The organism is uncultured Nostoc sp., assembly GCF_964247315.1.
GTDB lineage: Bacteria > Cyanobacteriota > Cyanobacteriia > Cyanobacteriales > Nostocaceae > Nostoc.
The window spans coordinates 1-4,032 of record NZ_CAXTTT010000233.1 but is presented as its reverse complement, the minus strand read 5'-3'; the positions used below and the strand labels follow the sequence as shown (position 1 = coordinate 4,032).

Below are 4,032 nucleotides of genomic sequence, written 5' to 3'. Positions count from 1 at the left end.
GCAGGGGAGACAAGGGTGAATTATTGGACAAGTCTCTCCCTTATCTCCCCCTTCTTCCTTGTCTACCTTGTCTCTTCTCAATGCCCAATGCCCCATGCCCACTTCATTTAATCGGTTGCAACTTCGTCACTTTGAGTTTAAAAGCCCCAACCCCAGTTTCCCCAAAAGACCGGACACGAATAACATAATTCCCTGTCTCTACGATGCGAGTAAACAGTAAAGAATTGCTACTACCATCAGGGCCATCATCATTTTCTGCCAGAGTCGAACCATCAGGTGCCAGCAGTGTGATGATACTGTCAAAGTTTTCCGATGACAGGTCAACTGCTAAATTATCGCCCTTCTGCAACTTCACAGTGTAATCACGGGCAAACCCACCTTGACCTGTGGGAATATCTTTGTCAGACAGGCTATCGGAAAGTTCAGTGCTGTTAGATAAAGGTATTGGACTATACAATTTATTTTGAGCAAAAGCTGCACTTGTACTAATGCCTATTGCCAGCAATGTGGCAGGAATGATGATGAGTTGTTTTAAACCTGCCGCAAAAACTTTATTCATACATTTTAAGCAATTTTTCTACAAAAATAGGTTAATTCGGTCAATGTATCCACTTATTAGTTAAAGCTTGCCCGTTAATTTTTGATTTACCCGTCTTTGACGGCAGTGGCTACAGCTACTAATCCTAAGACCACAATTCCATACTGACGAAGTGTTTGCACAGCAGACCTGGCAGTAGCACCAGTAGTATAAATGTCGTCCACTAACAGCACAGGGACATTTGGAGGACGATGGCGAAATTCTTGCCCAATAGCAAAAGCTTTGTCCAAGTTTTTTTCTCGTTTAGATACCGACAAACCAAACTGCGCTTCAGTTTCTCGCACTCTTGCTAAACCGTTTAGTTTCAATTTTAATCCGGTTATTTCGCAGAAGCTTTGTGCTATCAGTGCAGCTTGATTGTATTTACGTTGTTTTTGTTTGCTAGGGTGGAGTGGGATGGGAACTACCACAGGCTGGCTATCTCGCCTTGGTGAATTTAACAACCATGCTTCTCCTAACCATTGACCCAAAGGACGAGCTATTTGGGGTTGATTTTCGTATTTCATCGCAGCGATCGCGCGTTTCACTGGGCCACCATATTCCCCCCAGCCAAACACAGGTATAGGCTCTTGCCATAGAGAAATCGGGTCTTTACGTTGACATTTTTGCAGTTGTCTGGTGCAGTTCTGACAGAATTCTTGGGAAGTTGCGCGTTGACATAGGGGGCAATGGGATTGGAGAAAAAGATTGAGTAAGCCTGTGAGATTTTTAATCCAAGCGTGCATTTAGAATCGTCCTTTGTCATTAGTCATTAGTCATTAGTCTTTGACCAATGACTTAACATACACGCGATCGCACCTTGTTGTTTCTACTCCTGTTGCTGGAGTGTAGCCATTGCTTTCATACAGCTTGACTGCTTCCACCAAAACGCTGGCAGTTTCAATCCAAATTTGTTGAAAACCACGCTTTGCGATCGCTGCTTCTAGCTGTTGTAACAAATATTTCCCTAATCCCAAACCCCTGATGCTGGGTAGAAGATACATTTTACGGATTTCTACAGCTTTTTCGCCTCGGTGTATGGGGTAGTATGCTCCAGTACCTACTAACTGACTTTGGTGTTCAATTACCCAAAACTCTCCCCCAGTAGCTAAATAACATTCCTCTACGCGCAGCACATCTCGGTCAGCCCCCTTTGGTTCCCAACCCAGACCGTATTCTGATAATACATAACTGATGACTTCAGCGGCTCTTGTGCGATCGCTTTCCACCCAATCACGAATTAAAAAATCTTGATAATAGTTTTTCATTACCATTTGCTGGTCAAGTTTACACAGAAAATTTTTCCGCATCTATATCCCAATTTACCCAGCAAATAGCAATTCTTGCAGAGTCCATTTCAGGCTGTACTCTCAAGGCGTGAATTATGCCAGTGCTAAGAAAAGTCATCTTTAACGAAGAAATCGGCTCTACATCTACCTACATCATCAATGCCCAACCAGGTGTATTCTTGCCAAATATGCTGATTGACAACTTCTTTATGACCTTAAATTTAGATTTATGTAAAAAATAATTCCAAAAGATGTTCGATCTCTGCCTTTTTTGCAACATTTGCCTGTACTGCGATTGCACCTTCGGCTGCAAGATGTTTGGCAATAGAGGCATCGATTCTTTTGGATGCCACCCGTAAAAACTGCAATTTTTCTTGCTAGTTTTTTTATGATTATGAGTGCTGTAGTTGTTGAGTTTGAAAGAGTTGTCCGAAACAGGTTGCGAAAAAACGAGAACGCACCCGTTTGGGTCTTCAACATTGATATTTTAAATCAGTGGCTCGGTGTCACCTCTTAAGGAACGACAGCAGGTCGGCGTTGAACCTGTCTGCATGAATATTGGTGTTCCAGAGCTGACTCGATCTGCCATGCCCACGGCGATCGTGGGTGATGACGCGATCGCCCTGCGATGCCAGGAACAGCGCTTGGATTTCCCAACTATCAGCATTAAGCGGCCAGCCGTGCAAGAGAATAACTGTGGGTACTGTTTCTTAGTCCTTGTAGTATATCTGCGTACCGTCTTTGGTAGTGATTGTACTCATGTGAATCCTATGTATATCGAGATGTATATCGAGAGCAAAGACAACTATTAGGGCAATGTCGCTTCAGAAATGCTCAAAGTGTTGTTGGCGTCAGCTTTCGATGACTCATTTGCTGGAACGGATGCAGTTATCTCCCCAATGGTGCTGTCGTTTGTCCCGCTAGCAGGACGCAAGGCACTTAAAGCAGTCTTAATCACAACAGCTGTAGGTACTGCCACAATTACACCCAACAGTCCGCCAATTCTTGCCCCTGTTAAGACTGAAATTAAAATCCAAACTGGATTTAAACCAGTAAAACTGCCTAAAATTCGGGGGGCAATTAAATTTTCGAGAATTTGCTGTACAATTACCGCTGCGATCAACACTCTCACACCCATTGAAAAATCTTGTAATGCTACCAATAGTGTAGTCAGGGCGATGCCTACAGAACCGCCAAAGGGGACAAGAGCCATCAGACCAATAGTTAGTCCGAATAGCAATCCAAATGGCACTTTCAGCCACAAAAAGGTAGGAATAAGGGCTGAAGCCATACAGGTAGATAAAATCAACTGGGTGATGAAGAAATTTTGGAAGCTTAAGCGGACTGTTTTAGAAAAAGGATCGCGAAATTTATTAGGTAGCCATTCGACTAAACTTTCCCAAAGTTCACCCCCGTGCTGTAAAAGATAAAAAGTCAAAACTATCGTTAAGAGAATATCTAGCAGGCTAGTAACTGTGAGTACAGCTAGATTTAAAACTTGTCCTGCGATCGCTTGCAATTGTCCTTTGACGCGATCGTTGATTTGCACCACCAGAGCATCGAGGTTAATCGGTATGCCAAAAGTCTCAGCTTTTCCGTTTAATATCATTAACTGAGAGCGTCCAGAGTCGATTAACTCTGGCAAACGAGCCACCAGTTGTTGAGCTTGGGTAAGAGCCAGGGGAAAAAGTGTCACACCCAACGCCAATAAAATCGATAAAGCCAAGAGAAATACTAAAATAGCAACTTGCTCTCGCTTCGCACCATGATGCTCCATCCAGCTCACGGGGTAGTTGAGCAGAAATGCTAGCACTGAGGCTGCAACTAAAATGACTATGAGAGAATGGAAATAATTAAAGAATACCGAAAGTGCCCAACCATTGAGAACTAGCAGCGGAAGGAATAACGCGATCGCCCCGATTCGCGCTATTGGAGTGAATCTTTGCCACCAGTCGAGTAGCTTACGTGTCTGCATTTTGAGCTGATTGCGGAATAGAACTAAATGAAATTTTTCTTTACAGCTTATTATCTCTAACTATATGAGTCTTATTCATCCTTCTAGTTCAGGAGTTAGACTAACCCCAATGGAGAATTTTGAACCAAAAGAGAATGGGGAATGGGAAATGGGGAAGGTGGAGCCCCCTCTGGGGATAAGGGGTAATGGGG

The 4,032-nt window shown here is 43.4% G+C and carries 6 protein-coding genes; 1 reads left to right on the top strand and 5 read right to left on the bottom strand.

Annotation, left to right across the window (positions count from 1 at the left end):
• Positions 1–103: 103 nt before the first annotated feature.
• The 3 genes from ACFE93_RS34105 to ACFE93_RS34095 all read right to left on the bottom strand — a co-directional run bounded on the left by ACFE93_RS34105 (position 104) and on the right by ACFE93_RS34095 (position 1,845).
• On the bottom strand, positions 104–559 hold the full coding sequence (locus ACFE93_RS34105; RefSeq protein WP_375480482.1) for a PPC domain-containing protein: 456 nt from the start codon (positions 557–559) through the stop codon (positions 104–106).
• A gap of 86 nt (positions 560–645) precedes the next feature.
• Positions 646–1,323, bottom strand: a complete 678-nt coding sequence (locus ACFE93_RS34100; RefSeq protein ID WP_375480480.1) for a ComF family protein — start codon at positions 1,321–1,323, stop codon at positions 646–648.
• 33 nt (positions 1,324–1,356) lie between these two features.
• Positions 1,357–1,845, bottom strand: coding sequence for a GNAT family N-acetyltransferase (locus ACFE93_RS34095; RefSeq protein WP_375480478.1), 489 nt, complete (start codon positions 1,843–1,845; stop codon positions 1,357–1,359).
• A gap of 116 nt (positions 1,846–1,961) precedes the next feature.
• Between ACFE93_RS34095 and ACFE93_RS34090 the strand changes: the two genes are divergently transcribed.
• A complete protein-coding gene (locus ACFE93_RS34090; RefSeq protein ID WP_375480476.1) occupies positions 1,962–2,108 on the top strand; it encodes a hypothetical protein in 147 nt (48 codons plus the stop codon).
• 264 nt (positions 2,109–2,372) lie between these two features.
• Here ACFE93_RS34090 and ACFE93_RS34085 read toward each other — a convergent pair whose 3' ends face one another.
• Both ACFE93_RS34085 and ACFE93_RS34080 read right to left on the bottom strand, forming a co-directional pair.
• Positions 2,373–2,552: an alpha/beta fold hydrolase gene (locus tag ACFE93_RS34085; protein ID WP_375480474.1), complete on the bottom strand. Its 180-nt coding sequence runs from the start codon at positions 2,550–2,552 to the stop codon at positions 2,373–2,375.
• Positions 2,553–2,674: 122 nt separating this feature from the next.
• Positions 2,675–3,841 (bottom strand): AI-2E family transporter, encoded by a 1,167-nt coding sequence (locus ACFE93_RS34080; RefSeq protein WP_375480472.1) that lies wholly within the window; start codon positions 3,839–3,841, stop codon positions 2,675–2,677.
• Between the last annotated feature and the right edge of the window lie 191 nt (positions 3,842–4,032).